General features: G+C 55.0%; 19 protein-coding genes and 1 pseudogene. 6 read left to right on the forward strand and 14 right to left on the reverse strand.

The features are described from left to right. Positions 1–115: 115 nt before the first annotated feature. Complete coding sequence (locus tag LVD08_RS07125) at positions 116–613, reverse strand: hypothetical protein (RefSeq protein WP_019094616.1); 498 nt, start codon at positions 611–613, stop codon at positions 116–118. Positions 614–1,084: 471 nt separating this feature from the next. After that, positions 1,085–1,816 (reverse strand): metallophosphoesterase family protein, encoded by a 732-nt coding sequence (locus LVD08_RS07135; protein WP_019095800.1) that lies wholly within the window; start codon positions 1,814–1,816, stop codon positions 1,085–1,087. Between the two features lie 288 nt (positions 1,817–2,104). On the opposite strand from LVD08_RS07135, the gene LVD08_RS07140 reads away from it, so the two are divergent. After that, positions 2,105–2,560 (forward strand): helix-turn-helix domain-containing protein, encoded by a 456-nt coding sequence (locus tag LVD08_RS07140; protein ID WP_080591072.1) that lies wholly within the window; start codon positions 2,105–2,107, stop codon positions 2,558–2,560. 131 nt (positions 2,561–2,691) lie between these two features. On the opposite strand, the gene LVD08_RS07145 is transcribed toward LVD08_RS07140, so the two are convergent. After that, positions 2,692–3,639, reverse strand: a complete 948-nt coding sequence (locus LVD08_RS07145; RefSeq protein WP_019094704.1) for an aromatic alcohol reductase — start codon at positions 3,637–3,639, stop codon at positions 2,692–2,694. Between the two features lie 96 nt (positions 3,640–3,735). On the opposite strand from LVD08_RS07145, the gene LVD08_RS07150 reads away from it, so the two are divergent. Beyond that, positions 3,736–4,194 carry a winged helix-turn-helix transcriptional regulator gene (locus LVD08_RS07150; RefSeq protein ID WP_019095799.1) on the forward strand — a complete coding sequence of 153 codons (459 nt, stop codon included), beginning with the start codon at positions 3,736–3,738 and terminating at the stop codon, positions 4,192–4,194. A gap of 187 nt (positions 4,195–4,381) precedes the next feature. Here the strand turns inward: LVD08_RS07150 and LVD08_RS07155 are convergent, their stop codons facing one another. The 6 genes from LVD08_RS07155 to LVD08_RS07180 form a co-directional block, all read right to left on the reverse strand. Then, positions 4,382–5,293, reverse strand: a complete 912-nt coding sequence (locus tag LVD08_RS07155; protein WP_080591066.1) for an alpha/beta hydrolase — start codon at positions 5,291–5,293, stop codon at positions 4,382–4,384. A gap of 177 nt (positions 5,294–5,470) precedes the next feature. Next, a complete protein-coding gene (locus LVD08_RS07160; protein ID WP_019094149.1) occupies positions 5,471–6,205 on the reverse strand; it encodes a transporter substrate-binding domain-containing protein in 735 nt (244 codons plus the stop codon). Next, on the reverse strand, positions 6,202–6,912 hold the full coding sequence (locus tag LVD08_RS07165; protein ID WP_019094148.1) for a TerC family protein: 711 nt from the start codon (positions 6,910–6,912) through the stop codon (positions 6,202–6,204). The genes LVD08_RS07160 and LVD08_RS07165 overlap by 4 nt, the downstream gene beginning before the upstream one ends. Positions 6,913–6,943: 31 nt before the next feature. Beyond that, positions 6,944–8,170, reverse strand: a complete 1,227-nt coding sequence (locus LVD08_RS07170; RefSeq protein ID WP_247267804.1) for a lactonase family protein — start codon at positions 8,168–8,170, stop codon at positions 6,944–6,946. Positions 8,171–8,249: 79 nt separating this feature from the next. Next, on the reverse strand, positions 8,250–9,398 hold the full coding sequence (gene prpF, locus LVD08_RS07175; RefSeq protein WP_019094145.1) for a 2-methylaconitate cis-trans isomerase PrpF: 1,149 nt from the start codon (positions 9,396–9,398) through the stop codon (positions 8,250–8,252). 31 nt (positions 9,399–9,429) lie between these two features. Then, positions 9,430–12,036 carry an aconitate hydratase gene (locus LVD08_RS07180; RefSeq protein WP_019095798.1) on the reverse strand — a complete coding sequence of 869 codons (2,607 nt, stop codon included), beginning with the start codon at positions 12,034–12,036 and terminating at the stop codon, positions 9,430–9,432. Between the two features lie 348 nt (positions 12,037–12,384). On the opposite strand from LVD08_RS07180, the gene LVD08_RS07185 reads away from it, so the two are divergent. The 3 genes and pseudogenes from LVD08_RS07185 to LVD08_RS28040 all read left to right on the forward strand — a co-directional run. Next, the gene (locus LVD08_RS07185) at positions 12,385–13,701 is read left to right on the forward strand and encodes a CitMHS family transporter (protein ID WP_026019990.1); all 1,317 of its coding nucleotides are present in this window, start codon (positions 12,385–12,387) and stop codon (positions 13,699–13,701) included. Positions 13,702–13,812: 111 nt separating this feature from the next. Further along, positions 13,813–14,700, forward strand: a complete 888-nt coding sequence (locus tag LVD08_RS07190; protein WP_026022880.1) for a GntR family transcriptional regulator — start codon at positions 13,813–13,815, stop codon at positions 14,698–14,700. A gap of 301 nt (positions 14,701–15,001) precedes the next feature. Then, a pseudogene (locus tag LVD08_RS28040) lies at positions 15,002–15,151 on the forward strand (LysR substrate-binding domain-containing protein); the annotation flags it as partial. Positions 15,152–15,193: 42 nt separating this feature from the next. On the opposite strand, the gene LVD08_RS07200 reads toward LVD08_RS28040, so the two are convergent. Both LVD08_RS07200 and LVD08_RS07205 read right to left on the reverse strand, forming a co-directional pair. Further along, positions 15,194–15,775, reverse strand: a complete 582-nt coding sequence (locus LVD08_RS07200; protein ID WP_019092993.1) for an NAD(P)H-dependent oxidoreductase — start codon at positions 15,773–15,775, stop codon at positions 15,194–15,196. Between the two features lie 79 nt (positions 15,776–15,854). Further along, positions 15,855–17,063 carry an MFS transporter gene (locus LVD08_RS07205; protein ID WP_019092994.1) on the reverse strand — a complete coding sequence of 403 codons (1,209 nt, stop codon included), beginning with the start codon at positions 17,061–17,063 and terminating at the stop codon, positions 15,855–15,857. An 88-nt stretch (positions 17,064–17,151) separates the two neighbouring features. On the opposite strand from LVD08_RS07205, the gene LVD08_RS07210 reads away from it, so the two are divergent. Next, positions 17,152–17,946 carry an AraC family transcriptional regulator gene (locus tag LVD08_RS07210; protein ID WP_019092995.1) on the forward strand — a complete coding sequence of 265 codons (795 nt, stop codon included), beginning with the start codon at positions 17,152–17,154 and terminating at the stop codon, positions 17,944–17,946. 907 nt (positions 17,947–18,853) lie between these two features. Here the strand turns inward: LVD08_RS07210 and LVD08_RS07215 are convergent. From LVD08_RS07215 to LVD08_RS07225, 3 genes are read right to left on the reverse strand one after another with little or no spacing between them, the layout of a single operon-like run. Then, entirely contained in the window at positions 18,854–19,540 is a 687-nt protein-coding gene (locus tag LVD08_RS07215; protein ID WP_019092997.1) for a hypothetical protein, read from the reverse strand. Next, entirely contained in the window at positions 19,537–20,709 is a 1,173-nt protein-coding gene (locus tag LVD08_RS07220; protein ID WP_019092998.1) for a hypothetical protein, read from the reverse strand. The genes LVD08_RS07215 and LVD08_RS07220 overlap by 4 nt, the downstream gene beginning before the upstream one ends. A gap of 7 nt (positions 20,710–20,716) precedes the next feature. Further along, on the reverse strand, positions 20,717–21,760 hold the full coding sequence (locus LVD08_RS07225; RefSeq protein ID WP_019092999.1) for a hypothetical protein: 1,044 nt from the start codon (positions 21,758–21,760) through the stop codon (positions 20,717–20,719). Positions 21,761–21,912: the final 152 nt, after the last annotated feature.

Genomic DNA, 21,912 nt, shown 5'->3' on the forward strand with positions numbered 1-21,912 from the left:
ACAAGAGCGCCTGAGAGACTCAGGCGCTACGGAGCTCTATTCCTACAAGGTCTAGAGCGCAGAGTGGCTCCATATACGGGGCATGCTAACAGAGTTCATCTCATCGAACAATGGCTTATCGAACCTCGATACCATAGACAGACAAGTCACGGAGAATTCTTTTTCGGCTAAGCATCGCTGGCAGCTTGAACGTATTCCGATATCCATACCAGAACCCCATAGGAATGAGTATCAGCCCTAGCCCATAAGTCGCCGTCGCAGCGATAACGCCCATTGGGATCGCCGCAATCGTCATTAAAATACCTTTCATAACTGTTGACCTGGCGATCAACTGCAGATCACTAAGGTCATATTCAACCTTTCCGCTAGCATTCTCAAATGCGATAACCACAATTGATTTCTTGGAAACATGCTTGTAAAACCATGTGCGCGGCACATTCATTGCCATCGCGCCATGTTGCCTCAAGTATTTCGGCATTACTACCTGTTTGAAGTAAAACGTCTGACCTTGTTCATCCTCAAGCCTAACCCGGCCATACAGTGCATCCAGGTCACCCGAGCCCTGCATATCATAGTTCTTCACTACTACTTTAATTTTCTTGAGGTCAGACATGGAACGTCCTTAATTCACTTGAACACAGGCCACCTACCCCACCGTATTTTTGGCAGAAAAGGAAGCACTCTCAAAACTGATCATTTGCAGTTGTTAGAATGCCAACAGCGCTTGTCGAACTCAAGCACGCACATATAGTTTGCACTTAAGGCATTGAGCCACTCAGTTCACTGGCAATAACAAAGTAGTCCGCACCACTTACACTTCGCATTAATTTGAATCCGCACCTGCGCTCAACCTCCTGCAGAGGGGGAGTCACTACAGTCATGGCATTGTGATTAACGCCCGACAAATCGTGAAAAACACTTGCCGCAAAGCGATCTCCTACCCTGGCCGCCCCGACCAAGTAGGCATCTACAGTCACACCCCAATCCAGATTTCGCGCCTGTACAACCTCGATGGGAATAGTTTGATTAGGAGCCGAGCCACCTTCTTTGCTCCTGAACTCATACTTCAATACTGAACTCGACATCAGATCTCAATCTCAAAAAACGGATCGAAACCCGTAGGCTCATTTGGATAGCCTCGCGGATTTGAAATCAATCGGCAGCCGGCAAGTGTTACATCGACAGCATGGTGAGTATGGCCGAATACCCATATGTCACTTTTCTCGATCAGGCTTGCCCACTCGTTGGTATAGGCGGCATTGAGATGCCCTTCATTTTGAGTTCCGGCCACAACCGAGGACGGGCAATGATGGGTCACGACAACCGTCTTGCCCTCATAGGGTTGATTCAATTGCTCAGTCAGCCACGCCTTGGCCAGCTGATTTCGGCTGACCAGATCATCTGGACGGATGCGACGGTAGTTACTATCTGTCCTGATCTGTTTGAAATCTGTCATCCACTCTCTCGCCATGTTGCTAGCGGCAACCTGGTCGCCAGTGCTCGTGAAATCTGTCCAGCTCATCGTGCCAAGCACCCTGACACCAGCCAACTCCAAGATCTGGTTTTCCAGAACATGCACGTGCGCCGCAGCGGCTTCCCGCATCTTCTGCAGCGTGCGATCGAGATGACCGCCGTACAGCTCGTGGTTACCCATGACGTAGGCGACCTTGCATTCGAACGACTCATTGGCCCACTGGACACCGCGAGTCTTTTTGTCTACGTCTCCAGCCAATATCACCAGGTCAACGCCTGAACACTCGGGGGGATTCCAAGGGTGAAATTCACGGTGCAGGTCTGAGTAGATCCTGACTTTCAAGCCTTCACCCTCCATAGGATTTGCAACGACATGGCGTAAGCAACTGACGATTTAACGGTTTATTGAACGCCGCTCCCACGCTGTCTTCCAAGGATGCACAGGCTTGTAGGAGTGCCAGGCTAATGACACTTCTCACAAGCCATCCATGACGTGGGCGCCACAAGGCATCCACCGCGACGCGCATGATCGGTTTTATACACTATATGCTGTGTAACTGTACACCGCGCCGTGGCTACATCCTCAGTTTTAAGGGGATCTGCGTTGATAAGGCCGGCGCTTGCAGCAGTTATACGGACAGTCCGAGGAAGCTTGGGTCTGACCCAGGAAGGGCTGGGCCATGCCATCTCGCGCACCTACGCAGCAAAGATCGAGAATGCGCTCAGCTCCCCTACCCTCGACAAGTTCACAGAGCTCGCCGCCGCCCTTAACCTGAGCCCGGTTGCTTTGCTCTCCCTTGTCATTGCGACACGAGACAACGTCCCCACCTCGACCGTGCTGACAGAAGCAGCAGACCAACTGAAGGCGATAGAAGAGAAGATCAGTCCGAGCGATATCGCAGAGCAGTTGACCGGTAAAGAGATTATGAAGCGCCCCGCCGCGCGCCCAGCCGATCCTCTGAAACTGCAGCAAGTGCTTGAGAGCAAGAATGCTGGGCTGACGAAAGCCGAAACCGCCAGGCAGCTTGGGATGAGCCGCTCGACGGTAGGCTTTCTATGGGATCGCTCCCCTACCACCGAAAACTAGGGGAGTGGTGCTCAGGAAAATCAGGTATCCCTACCCCGTTTTGTAGCTTCGGTTATCGGTGGCCCTATCAGACTGAAGAGTCTTGTAGCAGGTAAATTTCGAGCGCGGAAACGTTAGCCCAGCTACCCCACTTACACTGATGAGGTGGTCAGGTTTGCCTGGGCCCACTTCTCAGCGGTTGTGACTGGGATCGACTGCTGCGCATTGAAGGTGCCAGCTTTAGGCCATGACACACCTTTGCCCTGAGCAAACACAGCACGGTACTTCTTGATGTGATGGGTGGGGTCTTTTTCCAATTCTTGGAGCAGGTACGGAACAGTCCATACGTTACGTTTGAAAGGGCGACCCAATACGCGTTCGAGGAGGCTGGCGACCTCTCCATACGTCACAGTGTCTCCCGACAGATAAACAATTTCATTACGAAAGCGGGGTTCGAAGAAAACGATTTCCGCTGTCAAGGCGCCGATATCGTCTGGAGTCGTAAGCGTCACGCTAGTCTCAAGACTGCCCAGTGCGTTCACTGTGTCGTTTTCGAAATCGACCACCTCGAATACAGGCTCGAACAGAAAGCTGGTGAACATCCCAGTCGAGATGATTACCCATTCAGTTTTATCCTGGGCACGAAGCAACTCGCGTACATCAAGCTGAGCATCGAACAGATCCTGAGGACTGCCCCGACCGATCACCTCGAAGTCGACACCGAACTGCCAGGGAAAGTATCGCTTCACACCGGACTTGAGGGCAGCGGTAGCCAGTTTCATTGGGGTTTCCCGGCCTGCAACCATGCCTGCACAGCCGATTACGGTATCGAAACGTGCGAATACCTCAGCCAACTGATCTATCGAGTCATTCACGAGGTCTGCGGCTACCATCTGGATGCCGAGGGCCCGAAGCTCATCGATTTCAACCTTTTTCTCAGGAATTTGAGTGTTGATGGTCGAGTCCCTGAGGAGGACGCTGATTGTGGAACCTGGCGCACGCTTCGCTACCCTCGCCAGGTTGCGCAAAACCGGCAATCCAAGCTCACCGGCGCCTAGAACGAGAATGGATTGGGGGGAAAGCTGGGTCACTTCGGTCATGATTTCTCCTGAGACCTGTTGCCTGTAAGATGAACAAATGCTTGCACGATTAGGCAACGCTTGTAAGAAGGCACACCGGTGATACCAGACAAAGAAATGTCCAGTCAGGAGGCTCTCAGCCAAGCTGAGACAATCTGCCGAACGCTTAGAGAAGACGATGATGGCGTCAGACGGGAAGTGCTTGCTCACGCAGGCAGCCGCTGGTCATTAGGCATCCTGCATGCCCTGGGGGTGTACGGCACAATGCGCCATGCCGAAATAAAACGGCAGATGACCGGGGTGACTCAGCGGATGTTGACCAAGACGTTGCGCGCCATGGAGCGGGATGGCTTAGTGAATCGGCGGGAGTTTGGTGAAATTCCCCCACGTGTCGAGTATGAGCTGACGCCGCTGGGTATGGAACTGTTGATCCGCATGTCCCCCATCTGGACGTGGGTTGTCGAAAACGTTGAGGATTTCCGCAAGGCGCGGCGTAATTTCGACAGTCAGAATGATAAAAAGCCTGTATGGCAAATACCCACGTCGACACCATTAGGCTCAGAAGCGTCTGACTGATTTACTCACAGCGTACTAGAAGCCCGGTGCCGAGGAATAGCGTAGTAATTGATCAATCGCACTGACGCTGTTTGTTGGGCCATCAGCATTGAGCATGCTGACCATGCATTGCACATAGTGACACCAGCTCAGGCGACGCCTGCGCTGGCTGTTAATGTTGGGTACCAATGCTGCTGCTCAGTCGACACTAAAAGGCCAAAGCATCGAAAAAACCAATAGTCTGATTGATTGCCAATAGATTGACTCGATTAGTCTCAGCAGGGTTATCTTCGCAGATGAAGCTATGCCCTACTTCCTCATATATATATAAAGAATTTGGCACACCCACACTATCCAGTGCATCCTTCATTTGCACGCTTTGAAGATATGGAACCTTCCGATCCTTTTTCCCGGCTAAAATCAGCATCGGCGAAGTTCGAGATGTGGGGTGAAAAGCGGGACTGGCTGAGCGAAAACGAGCAGTGCGATCCTGGCCAGACTCCGCCCCTATAAGCCTCCACTCCGGCGCATCATCTGGAATGTCAATTCCCAGCCGTAGCGCTTGATCACCGAGAGTGGTGAAGTCGAAAACTCCATACCAAGCCGCTACGCCATGAACGCGTGCCGTGACCGGACAATGCTGATCTTGACTACTTACCGATTCAGTTGGATTGCCCAGCGAGGCAGCCAACTGAGCTCCGGCTGATACGCCCCAAGCGTAGACCCTTTGCGGATCTATACCGAATGCATCAGCTTGGTTCAGCAGAAAACTGACAGCAGTTCGAACATCGTCGATTTGCGCTGGCCATTTCGCCTCTGAGCTAAGTCGGTAATTCACCGCTGCGACGACATAACCTCTGCTCGCAATATCGCCCAATAATCTCGGAAAGTCAGTGAAAACACCGCATCGGTGACTGTCACCACGCCTCCAACCTCCTCCGTGGATATAGATCAGCAGGGGTAACTGCCTTGGGTGAGGCTGCCCTTTCTTCGACGGGGAGTAAAGGTCGAGCGTCAGGGGACGGTAGCCATCAACTCTATGATATTGCAGCCCCCCGAGAAGCGTAACGCCGCTCGCAAGCACTGTCTCCATCACAGGGAAAAGATCTCTATAGACCATTGAAGGCTCAGTCTTGGGGTTCAGCCAAGTTGTTGATCTGAGCAATTAGATTCATCCTCGGGTAGCGGAGATTGCCAACTGGGGGGGCATAGCAGAGACGTCCAAGAACGGCATAGGCTCATGAGAGAGGTTGTCGCCTCATTCAGCCAGTGCAGATCTGGTTTTTTTCATGAGGATTCAAGCGGGCATGGCGACATGGGCGTCGAACTCGCCGCTGTCACCAAGAGCCTTAGCTACGAATCCACTTCGCAATTGGCGGTTAACGAAGCCCTGGACATACTCCGCCGCAATATCGCGGCCTTTAGGCACTGCCAGTGCCTGACGGATTTCTGTGAAGTTATCCATTAGCACCCTCACGCCAGTGGTCGACTTGGCGAAACGCTCCAATGGTTGGCGAACACCAGCGGCTGCATCCAGGCCCAACTCCAGGAAGGTGTGGACAGCTTCAGACGAGGTTTCCGCTCGGACGAGGTTAGCATTCTTGAGTGTGCGGGACAGGAACAAGTCGTAGGCGGCACCCTTTCCTACGGCGATACGGTTTCCGCCTGTATCCAGAGCAGAGGCTCGATGGAATTTGCTATCGGTCTTCACAAGATAGGTTCCGTCGATACAAACGTAGGGGTTCGAGAACGCGATTTTCTCGGCCCGAACTGGCTCGATTGCCAGAAATGCAAGATCCCAAGCCTGTTCTTCTAAAGCAGCGAACACCTTGCCGGCAGCATCGTACGTCGCCATCGAAATTTGGATGCCAAGCTCATCGGCAAGGGCCTTTGTCAACGCAACTGACACTCCGGAAAGAACTCCAGTTTGCTCATCTCGCTTCGCCAAGACAGGATTGCCAAGGTTAATGGCCACCCGCAGTGTCCCGTGAGGAGCCAAATCCCTACACACGTTGGCAAGTTCAAATTTCACGATCGCTCGCTCCTTTCCGCTTCTGACTGGCTAGCGCCTGCCTCTTTCCAATGGATAATCATTTTTCCGATAATCAAAATCATGAGCGCACCTAATGCTCCAGCGGCGTAATGAGCCCATGTCGGCACTGCCGGCACGCTAATGTCGGTGATCGCCATCCTACCCGCGATCCAGCCCAGCAGTGCCGCTCCCAGCGTAATGACTATCGGGTACCGATCCATGAAGTGCAGCACCAACTTGCTGCCCCAAATGATGATGGGAATGCTGATGACGATGCCGAAGATCACGAGTTCCAGTTGGCCGTTGGATGCTCCCGCCACAGCAACGACGTTATCCAGGCTCATCACCGCGTCGGCGACGATGATCGTTTTGATTGCCCCCAGAAGCTTGGGGCTCGCAGCCAAGTTATCGTGAGCGTCCTCGCCTTCGGGAACGATCAGCTTGATCCCGATCCACAGAAGGAGCACGGCGCCAACTAGCTTTAGGTACGGCAGCTCCAGCAATTGCAGAGCGAAGAAGATCATGGCGATCCGGAGAAGGATCGCTCCCAACGCGCCACCAATGATGGCGCGATTGCGCTGAGCTTCTGGGAGCTTGCGACAAGCCAGCGCGATGACCACCGCGTTGTCGCCACCCAGCAAAATATCGATGGCGATGATTTGCATCACCGCCAGCCAGAACCCTGGCGAGTTTATGAGTTCGATCAAAATGAGCTCTCCAAGCCAGGGGGCCGGTTAATCAGACAGTTTTGAAGATCATGCACACCGGGCTGCCGGTCTTGATCAACTGACCGTTCGAGGTAAGCACCCCGGAAGCCTGATCAACATCAAAGCCGACAATGGTGTCTGTCTCTTCGTTGGCGACAAACAGACGTGTGCCATCCGGAGTCAGGTTCATGAAGCGAGGCTTACCCCCTTGAGACGAAGTGTGAGCCTTGGCAGCAAATGCCCCACTCTCTTCCAGCGCGAAAGTCGTCACACTGTCATGGCCCCGGTTCGACACGTAGAGGTATTTTCCAGACGGCGCCATCACGATGGCCGCTGCACGGCTATTGCCTGTGAAGTTCGACGGCAGAGTGGAGACAATTTCCTGAGGCTTTAGCGAGCCTTGCTCAGGATCGTAGGCGTACCCGGTGACGCTGCTGTCGAGTTCGTTTACGACGTAAGCGTTCTTCCCTGCCGGCGTAAATACCACGTGGCGCGGGCCCGAGCCTTCGCGTGCTTTGACCATGCTGACCTGGGTGGCGCCATATTTCGCGTTGTTCTGCTGCACCCGGTAGACGAAGACGCCATCCAATCCTTTGTCGGGAATGACCAAGAATCGTCCGGACGGATCGAAAGGAATCATGTGTGGATGAGAGCTGCTTTGCTCCACTTTATGCGGCCCAGGCTCGCCAGGCAGCGACTCCAGATGAGCCAGTGCGCCGAGGCTACCATCATCCTGAATCGGGAAGATCGCAAAACCGCCAGTGGCGTAGTTCGCAACAGCCAGGAACTTACCGGAAGGATCGACGCTGAGATGAACGGGGTTCTTGCCTTGGGTGCCAACTGTATTGAGCTTGGTCAGCTCACCGCTCTTCGCATCAATGGCGAACGAGCTCACCTCGCTGAGATCACCATGTACGCAGTAAAGATGAGTCTGCGAGTGGTCGAAGGTCAGAAACGATGGATTCACCAGATCATTGAGCGTCTGAACCAATGTGCACGCACCCGTTTCAGGCGCATAACGGTATACAGTAATGCCTACGCCACGGGCATTGCGCTCTTTGGTTGTGCGTGATCCAACATAAGCAAACCGAGGGGTATGCGACCGTTTGTTATTGGTCATCTTGCTTTTATCACTGGTAGCAGCAGCGTGTGCCGGGAGGGTGAAGCCACCAGCCAATACACCGCCTGCCGCGAGCGCAGAAAGCTGAATGAATTGACGGCGGAGCATCGAGTGACGCGGGAATTCGGATGAACTCATGGTGTGGTTCTCTGTTGTTTTTATTATTGATCAGGGTTGTGCTCATGCCGGACGGAAGCCGACATGAGCACGGGCTGGATCAGAGGACTTCAGGAATCCGTACCCAGCCCTCCATCAGACGGCGAGCACTGCGGCTCATCACAGCCTTGTCCACACTCCAGGCACCGTCCTCCAGCACAGTTTTTGCGCCTACTGCCACGCTGCCAGCGGTATGCCCCATACGAACTTGACGATCCCCGATGTCACCCACGATACGATTCACCAGCGTGCCGTCGAGAGCTGCCGCGACGGCGACAGCGACTGCACCCGTACCCGTAATCGCATGGTGAAGTTTGCCCATCGACAAGATCCGGGCGATCACATCGATATCACCAGGTTCAACGAGCTTGCCGCCTGCCGCCTGATAGGCCTGAGGCTTGGCCACGAAGCACAGCTTCGGCGTGTGCGGACGCAGACGAGTTGCCTCTTCGGCGGTGGCGGCCAGTCCCATGGCAACGGTGCAGTGGGCACGGATGGTTTCGCAGCGTGCCAGCAGCTCAGCGTCCCCATTTACCTGATCCTGAGTTTCGGTGCCCTTCAGGCCCACTCGGTCAGCTTCAACGAAGATGGTAGGGTTACCAGCGTTCAACAACGTGACGGGCATATTGCCAATGCCTGGAATATCCAGTTCGTCGATGGCGTTACCCGTCGGCAGGATGCTGCCCCCCGAGCCGCCTGGTTTAAGAAACTCCAGCACGACTTCAGCAGCGGGGAACGCCACACCGTCGAGCACGAAATCACCTTCTTCCAGAACCTCGCCGTTGCGCATAGGCACATGCGCGATGATGCGTTTCTGGATATTGGCCTGCCATATACGGACGACGGCGATGCCATCGCGAGGCGCATCTACCAGACCTTCAGAGATGGCGTATGGGCCGACAGCCGAGCTCAGGTTGCCGCAGTTGCCCGACCAGTCGATCACTGGCGTCTCGATGGCCGGAGCCCCGAACAGGTAATCCACGTCACAATCTTCGCGACTGGATTTACCGATGATCACCACCTTGCTGGTACTGGAGGTCGCACCACCCATCCCGTCGATCTGCTTGCCGTACACATCCGGGCTACCGATCACGCGGAGCAGGATGGCATCTCGCTCTTGGCCTGCAGGCGGCAGATCCTTGTCGAGAAAGAACACACCCTTGCTGGAGCCGCCACGCATGTAAACGGCTGGAATACGTCTTTGAGTCATTTGATATCTCCTGCGACAAATCAGCGACACATCAGTTAGCGGATGCGTTCTTCATGCTCTCGATCAGCAGTTGCGGCAACAGACCACCGCTGCGGAAGTAACGTACGTCCTCAAAGGTATCCAGACGGCTCACGACAGTGACGCGCTCGATTTCGCCATTTTCGCGCTCGATCACCAGAGTGACCTTGGCGCCTGGCTGGAAGTCATCTGTGATGCCTTCCACGCTGAAGGTTTCCCGGCCATTCAGACCCAGGCTTTGACGCGAGACACCCTGCTCGAACTGCAGCGGAAGAATGCCGAGACCCGCCAGGTTGGTACGGTGGATACGCTCGAAGCTCTCAGCCACAACGACGCGCACACCCAGCAGGCGCGGGCCTTTAGCCGCCCAGTCACGAGACGAGCCGCTACCATACTCTTTGCCGGCGACAACGATCAGGGACTGCTTGCGATCGGCGTAGATCTCGGCAGCCTGGAAGATGGTGGTGACCTCTTTCTCAGGCAGCAGCAGCGTCCATGGGCCTTCACGACCATCTTCGAGCAACTCATTCTTGAGGCGCGGGCTGGCGAAGGTGGCGCGCTGCGCAGCCTCATGGTTGCCGCGACGTGTGCCGTAGGAGTTGAAGTCAGGTACCGCGATACCGTGCGATTGCAGGTACTGGCCCGCATCGCTTTCCGGAAGGATCGCACCCGAAGGAGAAATGTGGTCGGTAGTGATGTTGTCCGACAGCATGGCAAGGACGCGCATGTTGCTCAGGTCTTTGCTCGTGTCGGTGGCCGTCACCGCATCGCTCCAGTATGGAGGTTTGCGGATGTAGGTGCTGTTCGCTTGCCATGCGTACTGGTCGCTGACACCGGCGCGCAGGTCGCTGGCAATCAGGCCGGCTTCGCGAGGGACGTCTTCATACGCCTTGTCGAACAGGTCGGCGGTGAGGTTTTCAGCCTCGATAGAGGTCAGTTCCTCGTCGGTTGGCCACAGCTCGTGCAGGTAGACAGGCACACCGTTGTCATCCACGCCCAGCGCGTCTTTTTCCGGGTCGATCAGGTAGGTACCGGCGATAGCGTAAGCAACGATCAGCGGCGGCGACATGATGAAGACTTCGCGAGCCAGTGGGTGAACACGGCCTTCAAAGTTACGGTTACCGGATGTCGCAGCCACGGTTTCCAGCTTGCGAGTGCGGATCTCTTCTTCGATCTCAGGGCTCAGCAGTGGGCCCGACATACCGTTACAAGTTGTGCACCCGTAGCCAACCAGGTTGAAGCCCAGTGCATCCAGATCCTTGTTCAGACCCGAACGTTCCAGGTAATCAGCAACCACCATCGAACCTGGCGCAAACGAAGTTTTTACCCATGGGGCGCGCTTCAGACCACGCTTACGGGCGTTGCGTGCCACCAGACCAGCGGCGATCACACCACGTGGGTTGGAGGTGTTGGTGCAGCTGGTGATGGCAGCCAATACGACCGAACCATTGTCCAGGCCAGTTGGTAGATTAGTTGCCGGTGCCTTCTGACCCAGCACAATACGCTGGTGAGGCTGTTTCGGGCCGGCGATAGAACGCGCCACGGTGCCGAGATCCAGAGTAACGACTCGGTTGTACTCAACCTCGCCAAGGCTGTCATGCCACAGGCCTTGAGCACGAGCATAGGCTTCGGTCAGGCCCGAGATCTGACCGCCGCGACCGGTCATGCGCAGGTAATGCAGCGTGCGGTCGTCGATGGCAAACATGGCAGCGGTAGCGCCGAACTCAGGCGCCATGTTCGACAGGGTGCCTCGGTCAGCAAGAGACAACTGTGGAACACCTGGGCCGAAGAACTCCAGGAACGAGCCAATCACGCCAGCTTTGCGCAGAAGCTCGGTCAGAGCCAAAGCGATGTCCGTTGCCAGGTAGCCTTGGGGCAAGGTGCCTTCCAGACGCACACCGACAATTTCAGGCAGACGAAGCATCAGGGATTTACCCAGCATCGCTGCTTCAGCCTCGATACCACCGACACCCCAACCAAGCACGCCGATGGCATTGATCATGGTGGTGTGGCTGTCGGTGCCGACCAGCGTATCCGGGAACGCCCACAGCTCACCATCACGGCGCTGAGTGCCAATTACGGTAGTCAAGCGTTCCAAGTTGATCTGGTGAAGGATGCCTTTGCCCGAAGGAATGATCGACAGATTGCTGAATGCCTTGTTGCACCAGTCCAGGAACTGGAAACGCTCGGCGTTGCGCTCACGCTCAATGGTTTCGTTATCGGCGAGTGCACTGGCGTCACCCCAGCGTTCTACGTTGAGCGAGTGATCCACTACAAGGTGGGTCGGAGTGACAGGGTTGACCAGCCTTGGGTCGCCGCCTTGAGCAGCGACGGCGTCACGTAAACCCGCGAGGTCGACCAGCGCCGGCGTACCGAGCAGATCCTGCAGAACGACGCGAGCTGGACGGAAAGGAATGTCGAATTCTTTAGAGCGGGCGCAGATGACTTTGAGCGCGGCTTCAGGGTCAGCCTCTCCACGCAAAACGTTCTCGGCAAGGATTCGCAAGCTGTAGGGCAGCTTCGCGTAATCACCACCCAGGTCGGTCACGACCCCACGGATGTCGCTGACACGGTACTCGATTCCGTTGGCGGAAACGATTTGACCCTTTGACTTAGGCATTGACTATTCCTCACAAACAACACGGGTAACGTTCTTGTGGGACGCATATTGCACTTTGTGATGATATAGGTCAATGTTGACTCATCCGATTCATCTCGTTTGAGTGTCGGACGTACCCAAGCAACGATTTCTACTGCGCATGCTCGCTCCTTCGACGTAGCGCCCAGTCAGGTACGGTAGAAAAAATAAAGATAAGAAAAATCGAGGCCCGCCATGATCAAGCTCTTTTGCCCCCGCTCCACCACCACTCCCATTTGGATCGAGCCGGTCTCGACCTGAGACCTACTGCGCTATCCAGGCCATATGGCCGACCAGAGCCACATAGATCTAAAAAATGGGAGTTCGACCGTGCTAACAGTCCTTGGCTTTTCAATGGTTATCTGTTTCATGTACTTGATCATGACGAAGCGCCTTTCTGCGCTCATCGCGTTGATCTTGATACCTATCGTTTTCGCGCTGATCGGAGGCCATTACGTAGGCCTCGGTGCCATGATGCTCGACGGCGTCAAAACACTTGCTCCAACCGGCGTGATGCTGACCTTCTCGATTCTCTACTTCGGTATAATGATCGACGCTGGGCTGTTCGACGGGCTCGTCCGCTTCATCTTGAAAGTGGTGAAAGGCGACCCTCTGAAGGTCTCGGTAGGCACTGCGGTGCTGACGATGCTGGTGTCGCTGGATGGTGACAGCTCGACTACCTACATGATTGCCTGCGCTGCATTCCTGCCGCTGTATCAGCGACTGGGGATGAGCGTGCTGGGCATGACATGCTTGGTGAACATTGCCAGCGGGATCATGAATATCTCGCCGTGGGGTGGGCCAACTGCTCGCGCAGCAGCAGCGCTGCATGTGGATGCAATGGAGATTTTCCTGCCCATGATTCCTGGCATGCTGCTAGGTTGCGCCTGCCTCATCTTTACTGCTGTAGTCATTGGGCGCAAAGAGCGTGCGCGCATTGGCATTCTTGATATGGACGGTCTTCATCACGGCCCTGTGTCGCTGGGCAATGGATCAGCAGAGCAATGTGATGAAAATCGTCGTCCGAAAATGTTTTGGCCGAATTTGATCTTGACGCTAGGCCTCATCACTTGCCTGATCATTGGCGCAATGCCTATCCAGATCCTGTTCATGGTCGGCTTCGCCATTGCCATCATGCTCAACTACCCGAACATTGAGCAGCAAAAAGCACGTATTGCCGCTCATGCGACGAATGTGTTGGCAGTTACAGCAGTCATTTTTGCTGCGGGCATTTTCACGGGGATCCTTTCCGGAACCGGCATGGTGGACTCAATGGCGAAAAGCTTGCTGCATGTAATCCCACCAAGCTTCGGCCCGTTCCTGGCTGTCTTCACCGCCCTCGTTAGCCTGCCGTTTACATTCTTCATGTCTAACGACGCGTTCTACTTTGGCATCCTTCCGGTGATCGCACAGACTGCAGCCCAATACGGGATAACTCCACTAGAAATCGCGCGGGCTTCGGTTGTGGGTCAACCCGTCCACCTACTCAGCCCGCTGGTGCCATCGCTCTATCTGCTCGTTGCCTTGGCCAAAGTAGATCTCGGAGATCATCAACGCTTCGCGCTCAAATGGGCTATCTTGGCCAGCCTCGGCCTGTTGGTGGGCGGCCTTCTGTTTGGGGCATTTCCCTTCTATCAGGTTCGGTAAGCCCCGCTGGACGTCATAATTGAGGCGGAGGCCAAACGGTCTCTGCCACAGCGTAAAATGACGCGCTAGAATGGGCTTTCTTCGGTTCAGATCTCTGTGGTTTCCGACCTAATGCCTCTAAGCCCGCTGCAAGCACGCATCGCGCGTGACATCGTTTCCCACGTCCGACGTGAACGCTTCGCTGTTGGCCATCATCTGGTTGAATCACAGCTCGCGAACACACTGAATGTGTCGCGCACGCCTGTGAAGTTTGCCCTGGGCCATTTGGTTGAAAAGGGTATGCTGACCTACGACCGCAACAGGGGATTTTTCCTCGCGCGAGCCAGTGACGACTTGAGCGACCTTGTCTCTGAAGTCATGGAGAAGAGCGACGATCCTCTGTACCTGACGCTTGCAGAACTTCGCCTCAGTCGGCAGCTTCCTGAACTGTTTACCGAGATCGAATTCATGCGGCAGTTCGATGTGTCCAGAGCAGCTCTGAGGGCCGTGCTGTCTCGGATGCAGCAAGAAGGGTGGGTTGAACAGCGTGCAGGCCAAGGGTGGCGTCTGCTTCCCATGATCGACTCTGTTGAGGCTTACGAAGAAAGCTACTCCTTCCGAGCGACCGTCGAACCTTCTGGCCTTTTGTCACCGACTTTTCAGATTGATCGCGAGACGTTGGCGGCATGTCGTAAGCAGCAGGAATTCATCGCGAACGGCGGCTACCTGACCATGACGCCTCAGGAGCTTTTTGAGGCCAACTCCCAGTTCCACGAGACATTGGCAGCGTGCTCGGGTAACCGTTTCCTGCAGCAGACTGTCCGCCGTCTCGACCAGTTACGACGCCTGGTGGAGTACCGCCAGGCCAGCGCACGCACACCCCGTAAAGGCCAAGCGGAAGAGCACTTAGCGATTCTCGATTGCCTGGAACGTGGCGACCGCTTGGCTGCTGCTGACCAGATGCGGCGCCACCTTGAACAAGCTCGCCGACACAAAGTCGATCCTGCTTTGTTTGAATGAAATTTCCACTTGAATCACCCCTAGAGCGTTGACGCGATCAACCTGGTCGCATGCGCTCACTCTTGAGTTTTAATGACGTTGTTCGAGCTTGCGGTCTCCCTATTATCCCATGACGCGCCGATTGACTTATGTTTTCATATAAAACATTCAGCACAAGACTTACGAGCGCTCGCTTTAGTGCCAGTTCCCAGTTCGATCACGCCGTTAGACGAGGTCGCGCTCAAGCTTTGTAACCGTCCGGCAAACATATCCTCCTCGCACTACTGCTAAAGGCCATGGTTTCCACCTAGAAGGATTTGGGCTGGTGCAACTTGCCGAGAACGTGGTTTCCGAACATCTGCGAGACGGTCGGCTGGTCGAAGTGCTTGCTGATTGGCAGCCTGCTTCGGTTCCTTTGCACCTGCTATACCCGCCTCAGCGCTTTCTTTCCCCGGTCGTGAGCGCATTTGCTGACTGGATAGCGGGCTCGTGCGTTGATAGCAACGACGACGGTTCAAAGAAAGCATTGATCGAGGTGCCGGCGATAGTTGGCGATGTCCTGCTCAATCTGCGGATTCTTCACGACGTCGTTGGCGACGAAGGTGGGCAGTGCTTCCAACCCGAGGAATTGATTGGCTTTGTGAAAGTGCAGATAGACGCCCTCTACCCCTACACCGTGGAAAAACTGCTCCGGGTCGTCGAAGGCTTCCAGTGGCGCGTTCCAGGTCAGCGACAGCATGTATTTCTTGCCCTGCAACAGGCCACCACTTCCATACTTTTTCGAGGCGTCGCTACTTGAGCGGCCATCGCTGGCATACAGGACGCCATGGCCCGCGCTGAAGACTTCATCGATGTAGCGCTTGACAACCCAGGGCTCGCCCATCCACCAACCGGGCATCTGATAGATGATGACATCGCTATTAGCGATTTTCTGAATTTCCTCGTCAACCGAGTAAGAAGCGTCGACCACTGTAGTGGAAACGCTATGGCCGAGTGCTGTGAGGTGCTCAGTCGCCAGTGTGGCGAACATATTGTTGAGTTCGCCCTTGGCGAATTGGAATGGCTTTGCGCCGTTGATAATCAGTACGTTGCTCATACATATTACTCAGTGATTACATTGGGGTCTTGATAGGACGACTTGGTCGGTCTCGACACGTATCAGTCATGTTTACCGGTCAGTGGCATGGCACGATGGTGCTTTTGCGACGAGCGGGTTCGAGCTGAACGTTACGCCCAGCCAGCATCCCGGTGAATGCGCCCGCAATAGAAATTGCGGCTGTAATCAGCAGCGGTGCTGCCCAGCCACCCGTCCAGTCGTGCAGTTGGCCCAGCACTAAGGGGCCTGCGGCCGCCATCAAGTAGCCAACGCATTGCGCCATTCCTGAAAGTGCCGCTGTGTCACCCGAATGTTTTGTGCGCAAGCCGATGAATGTCAGGCCCAACATCATGCTTGCACCAGAGCCAAAGCCCATGAATGCGGCCCACAACATGGCGTAGCCTGGGGCATATAAAAGCCCGATCAGAGATGAGGTGGTTAAGAGGCTGACAGTAGCGGCGGCCAATCTCTGGTCGTTGAGACGGCGAAGCGTGGCCGCCAGAACCAATCCGGGGATGGCTGTGCTCAGTTGAAGCGTTCCGTGTACTGCTCCTGCCTTATCCGGGGTTATGCCATGATCCATCAGAATGGTCGGCAGCCAGCCTACGGCGACATAAAAGGGCATCGCGTTCAGCCCCATGAAGAGCGTGACCTGCCATGCAAGCGGCGAACGCCATACGGCCACGGTTGCCACTTGTTTCGGGCCAGACAGATTCACGTGTTCGTGCTTTTTCAACTGCGGGAGCCACACAACCAGCGCCAACAATGGGGCGGCGATCAACAAACTCAGGGCAACAGGCCATCCCCAGGATTGGGTGAGGGGAATTATCACTGCAGATCCCACCGCGCCCCCTGCGCCCATCGTAATGGAGTAAGCGCCGGTCATGGACGCCATTCTCTTTGAGAAGTCGCGTTTGATCAGGCCGGGGAGCAGTACGTTGCCCAGGGCTATGCCGGTGCCAATCAGTATCGTACCGGAGTACAGCGCCCATGCGCTGCCTACGGAACGGAGCAGAATGCCAGATGACAAGACCAACAGTGCACCGAAGAGCGTGCGCTCGATTCCGAACCGGCGGGCGACCGACGCGCTGAGCGGGGAAAAGGCGGCAAAAGCCAGGAGAGGCAGTGAAGTAAGTAGGCCTAGAGCCGAGGCGCTCAAGCCAAAATCTTTCTGGATGAGCGGCAAAACAGGCGCGATGCTGGTAAAGGGAACGCGCAAGTTTAAGGCAATAAGCAGAATGCCCGCGACGAGCGCAACGGTCTGCCACTTATTTTTTGTAACTGACATATTCTCTAGCTGTCCTCTGAAAAGAAGACCACTGTAGAGAGGTTCAGAATTATGTAATATAGATATCAAGACACCTGATACCTAAATTATGCCAAGCTCAAAAAATGTCGTTTCCTCACCGGAAGATTTCGATTCAAATCTCTTCGATCAGGCTGCGATTGCGCTCAAGGTTGCGCCTGCCCTCAATGATTCGGTTGCCCGCGCCCACGATCATCGCAAAGGCCAGCTAATCCTCTCTTTGCACGGAGCGGTGAGCTGTGAGGTGCAGAACGCACTTTGGCTTGTGCCTCCCCAACATGCAGTATGGATTCCCGGCGGCACGCCGCACAGTTGCCGCATGACCGAAAACGCCCGCACTTGTTTTTTGTTTATTGAACCCGGTGCAGCAGAGATGCCTGAAGCCTGCTGTACGGTTGCCATTACACCCATTGTCCGAGAGATGATCCTTCACCTCGCAGAGCAGGAACCCTCCAGTCTTTCCGAGGGCAAAACTGCGCGGCTGGTTGCAGTACTGCTTGAGCAGCTTTCCGATGCTCCGCTGAAAGAGCTGCATTTGCCGATATCAGACCACCCCAAGATCAAACAAATCGCGGATACGCTCTTTGCAGACCCCGGTGACCGAACCACGTTGCGCGAGTGGGCCAATCGGCTTGCAACGAGTGAGCGAACGCTGGCCAGACTGGTGGAAAGTACGACTGGGCTGAGCTTCGGACGCTGGCGCCAGCAACTGCATCTGATGATCGCACTGAGTCATCTGGCAGAAGGCGTACCCGTGCAGCGTGTGGCAGGCACCCTGGGCTATGACTCTGTTAACGCCTTTATCACAATGTTCAAGAAAGCCTTGGGAAAACCGCCCACTCTGTACTTTTCCTCTCTGCGATAGTGCTCTGCTTGTTGAACATCCAGACTGCGCGCAATGTGCGACGAATACGCTGACATCGACAGCACCTAGAACCAGTGTTTGCAGGCAATACCGTTGGCGAGAATCAGTTCTACTTCGACCATGCCCGGCTGATGGAGGCCCACTACGCCGTCTCAAAGAGTTCGACTCAATACCCGATCGCGATCCCAGGACGCGTGGGTAAGATCAAGCGGGGTGCCGAGGGCGATCCCACGCTCAATGTCATGAATCTCGAACGACTCAGGGTGACCCAGGATCCCAACGAACCCCACAAATGGTATTAGCCTAGAAGTGTGTGTGTGGGCGGCCAAGGCAAGCGGGTTTGATGGGCTAAGCGAAAACGACGAGTTCATAACATCTGTCTGTGGAAAGCACCTCCCCCGGCCCAGAGCAAGGCCATCAAGGCGGGATTCCTCAAGACCTTCACTAACCGGCGCCTGGCCATGACGTTGTCCCTGAAATCTCAGATCGTCAAAATCTGACGACCAGCTTTACCATGCGGAAGATGACACGTAGCCTTGATTCGGGCTAGCCGCACCCCAGCCTGGAGAGGGTGTAAACCAGAAAAATAACCTGTAAACCACCAAGGTTAACAAGTCACTTTCTGGGTTTACAGGTCGAGCTGAATAGACTCAATTTGAGTCCGAATTGGGTGCCGGCTCTCACCGATTTTGCCTTCCATCCAGCTCCACATGGCGAACTTCGCTAGCGTAGGGGGGTAACGTCCACAGCTCTTTGACTCAATTTAAATATCATTTTGGATATGTGGTAGGTGACCTCCAAATTCTGGGTAAGCAATCATCTGACTAGTTTTATGGTCAATCTTCTATCTGCGCAGGGGCGAGCCAGTTCACCCTCTCTCCCCCCATGTTGCGAAGTATCCAGCCTGCTAGCGAATTAACAGTCTCGTCAGTAAGTGCAGGTGCTCATCGTCATCCAGAGAAATCGCAACCGACCCCGATCGCGACAACTCGACCTGCACAGGCACTGAGTCGTACATGTAGACGATTTTGATCTTGTCGATCGGCGCCGAGCGCCCACCTGTGATCTCCAGCAATTTCGTCATCGCATTACCGGTCGAGGCGATATCCACCCGGTAGCTGCTTTCGATATCAAAGGTGACCGCGCCGGATACGATGCGCTTGGCCATGACCCTCGTGAGGCGCTTGTCGGCCTTCAACTGTTGGTAGACCGACAAAATATCTGGCTTCACTATCTCCAGGGCGAATGTTGTCCCGGCTGCGGCCCGGATAAGCTCAACGAACGGCTTCAGATCCTTGGGCGGCGAACTCATGCAGATCGAAAAACGATCCGCCCCCAGCGATTCGAACACCATGTCAAAGCTGATGAACGTCGAGTAACTCGACTCAACCGTCTCACCAAGAGGGTTCGTGAAAGACTGCGTGATATCCCGCTGCTCGTGGTACCGAAAGGTGGCCTTGCCATCCAGGATTTCAAGAATCTCGACGCCGAGCCGATTCTCGTCGTTGAACGGCTGCTGCCGAAGGCCATGAACAAGGGTCTGAAAGTCAATACGAGCGGTCAGAACCCAGAGTTTCAGCCGCTTTGACTTCATGCCATCAAGCTCCTTTCGATGTCGTCCAGTGTCTTCTGCGCCGCTTCCTCCAAGCGGATCTTGAGCTTCTGCTCAAGCACCGGCTCAGCGCGTACGGGGTTCTTGGCGTATTTTCCGTTGTTGTAGTTGTAGACACCTTTGACAATGTAGGAAAAATCGCAGTACTTGGCCTGATTGCCAAATTGAGCCTCGAACTGAACGATCTCTGAACCTAAGGGCTTTTCGCGGGCTGTCCATCGAATCTTCCACATGTAGAAGCCGTGGCCCTCCAGCTCCATGAGCTGCTTGGACTCCAATACACCCTTGCCCTTCAGCGATGCCTTGTCGATGCGGATAATCTTGTGAACCTTGGCTTCAGGCTGCGGCCTGGCCAGCTCGGCTTCCGGATCGCCACCATCCGCTTCCTCACCCTCATCGCCTGAGTCAAACTCAACTGCATCCTCGATCACCAACGCCTCATCACTGAGATCCAGGTCATCATCATCGTGATCTTTAGGGTTGAATGTGGAGACGTCGACAACATCGACCACCTCCATGTCCTTGAGGTTGCGGATCAAGCTGCGAAGGAAATTTGTCCTGATGCCGGCGTCCGGGATTGCCTCCAGGGAGATGCTGCGAGTCGACACATCATTGTCAGTGACAATCTCGATCTGGGAATACAACTGATCGGTGATGTCCTTGAATTTCTCGTTCATGGGGCCGGTAATTTTCCAGCCGCTGCCCTGCTTCTCAAGGATGACCTCCGCCGTCTTCTCGACGACCTGGCGGAACTCAGCCTGGCTCAGATCAAGCTTCTGGTATTTGACGGTGAGCTTGAGCTGATCGCCATGGATGGCTACTTCAGCCTGCTCGTGCTGGTCATCCACAAGCCACTCTTTGACGGAGGTCAACGCGTCGGTCAGCTGATCTTTCGTAACCGCCGTAGTGACGACCACATTCGTGGTCTTCTCACGACTGTCACGGCCACCCACAAGGAGCGACAGGTTCCGATAGTCGTAGTAGTCATGGAACAGGGCACTGAACCGATTGGCCAGGAATTTCTTGTCTGACTCGTTGGAGATCACGATTCCCCTGGACAGGAAGACCTTCCGGAGCTCAGCGCTCGTCAGGCTTCGCTGCGTGAGCGCGTCATAGATCGCTTTGTCGGACGCGAAGTACAGGCTACCCATTCTCATGTCAGTCTCGCTCCCAGCCGATCGCTTCGGGCTTATAGTTCGGAATCGCGTGATTTACGATGTCCAGTTCGATCGCCTGCAGTTTCCGCTTGCGATTCTCGTCTTCGCCCCACTCAGTGACGTAGCTGTTGATGGCAGCGTTGAAATTGCTGAGGATGCTGCTGTGATGGTAGCGATTGGCAACCCTGATCCGGATCTTCAAGTCTTTGTTGGCGTTGAGGATCTGGAACCTGGACAGGGCGTCAAAGAGGTACCGGAATTCGATCTCACTGCTGCCATCGCGGCGATAGTAGATCAGGTAGCCTTCGCTATACGTTTCAGTCAGCTTCATGGCCTTTTCGCAGTACGAGATCACTTCCTTGTGATGGATGATCATGTACGGCGAAGCGATGAGCTCAGCCGTGGCCGCACGCTCCCAGTACTCGCCACTGGCCTTGTGCAACACGAGGTCAGGGTAATAGAAGGTGTAGTTGTCCTTCGGAAATGTCCCTGCCGCCCTGAGGGCATTCACATCGACCTGCAGCGTCTTCAGGTAATTGATCAGTGAAGGCTCGACGATATGAATCTGCTGAGAATCCTTGATGTGCAGGTTCTCGCCCTTGTAGTCCTTGAAGTGATCGTAGAAATTCTTGTCGTACTCGTCGTCGTGGTTGTACACGAACAGCATCCCACGAACCTCATACCTCTCACGCTTGGCCAAGTGGTAGCGCGTCTGCCACTCCGTCGAGGCACGCGCACAGTCGATGGTCTTGCCCAGAGATTTCAAGGCCTTCTTGATCGAGTCCAGCGTGATTGAGCCCACCGCGTAGCTCTTCAAATCGGTATGAAGGTAGACGGCTTTGTTCAGATAAGGGTCTGCGTACTTGAACACCACGTCAGTGGGATGCGTGTGTTCAGACTTCTTCAAGGGCGCGTGTGTTTCCTTCTTCACACAGCCGAAGTTGAGGTTCGCCGGCCCCTCTTTCTTCCAGCGGAAGAAGCTGAAGATCTCGTTGGAAACGAGCTCCGCGAGCCTCGCAATTTTTTCGGTTTCGCCGCCTGACATGGTCGTTCCTGTCACGAAATAAGTGCGCAGGAACGGAAGCGACCAGGGATTAAAAGCCCTTGCCGGGAAGGTGCGTCCTGCGGTGGGTATGGCTTCATGCCAGTACAAATTACCGCAAAACGCTGAAGCCGACCATCGTGACATCACCCCGC

The sequence above is a fragment of the Pseudomonas sp. YL2 genome (genome assembly GCF_023063025.1).
Classification (GTDB): Bacteria; Pseudomonadota; Gammaproteobacteria; order Pseudomonadales; family Pseudomonadaceae; genus Aquipseudomonas; species Aquipseudomonas putida_A.

Excerpts from the sequence above, each read along its gene's own strand:
- LVD08_RS07170 (WP_247267804.1), bottom strand. The coding sequence starts at position 8,170 with ATGAGTTCATCCGAATTCCCGCGTCACTCGATGCTCCGCCGTCAATTC.
- LVD08_RS07220 (WP_019092998.1), bottom strand. The coding sequence starts at position 20,709 with ATGGGTAGCCTGTACTTCGCGTCCGACAAAGCGATCTATGACGCGCTC.
- LVD08_RS07155 (WP_080591066.1), bottom strand. The coding sequence starts at position 5,293 with ATGGTCTATAGAGATCTTTTCCCTGTGATGGAGACAGTGCTTGCGAGC.
- LVD08_RS07225 (WP_019092999.1), bottom strand. The coding sequence starts at position 21,760 with ATGTCAGGCGGCGAAACCGAAAAAATTGCGAGGCTCGCGGAGCTCGTT.
- LVD08_RS07210 (WP_019092995.1), top strand. The coding sequence starts at position 17,152 with ATGCCAAGCTCAAAAAATGTCGTTTCCTCACCGGAAGATTTCGATTCA.
- LVD08_RS07125 (WP_019094616.1), bottom strand. The coding sequence starts at position 613 with ATGTCTGACCTCAAGAAAATTAAAGTAGTAGTGAAGAACTATGATATG.
- LVD08_RS07145 (WP_019094704.1), bottom strand. The coding sequence starts at position 3,639 with ATGACCGAAGTGACCCAGCTTTCCCCCCAATCCATTCTCGTTCTAGGC.
- LVD08_RS07150 (WP_019095799.1), top strand. The coding sequence starts at position 3,736 with ATGTCCAGTCAGGAGGCTCTCAGCCAAGCTGAGACAATCTGCCGAACG.
- LVD08_RS07190 (WP_026022880.1), top strand. The coding sequence starts at position 13,813 with ATGCCTCTAAGCCCGCTGCAAGCACGCATCGCGCGTGACATCGTTTCC.
- LVD08_RS07205 (WP_019092994.1), bottom strand. The coding sequence starts at position 17,063 with ATGTCAGTTACAAAAAATAAGTGGCAGACCGTTGCGCTCGTCGCGGGC.
- LVD08_RS07215 (WP_019092997.1), bottom strand. The coding sequence starts at position 19,540 with ATGAAGTCAAAGCGGCTGAAACTCTGGGTTCTGACCGCTCGTATTGAC.
- LVD08_RS07200 (WP_019092993.1), bottom strand. The coding sequence starts at position 15,775 with ATGAGCAACGTACTGATTATCAACGGCGCAAAGCCATTCCAATTCGCC.
- prpF (WP_019094145.1), bottom strand. The coding sequence starts at position 9,398 with ATGACTCAAAGACGTATTCCAGCCGTTTACATGCGTGGCGGCTCCAGC.
- LVD08_RS07180 (WP_019095798.1), bottom strand. The coding sequence starts at position 12,036 with ATGCCTAAGTCAAAGGGTCAAATCGTTTCCGCCAACGGAATCGAGTAC.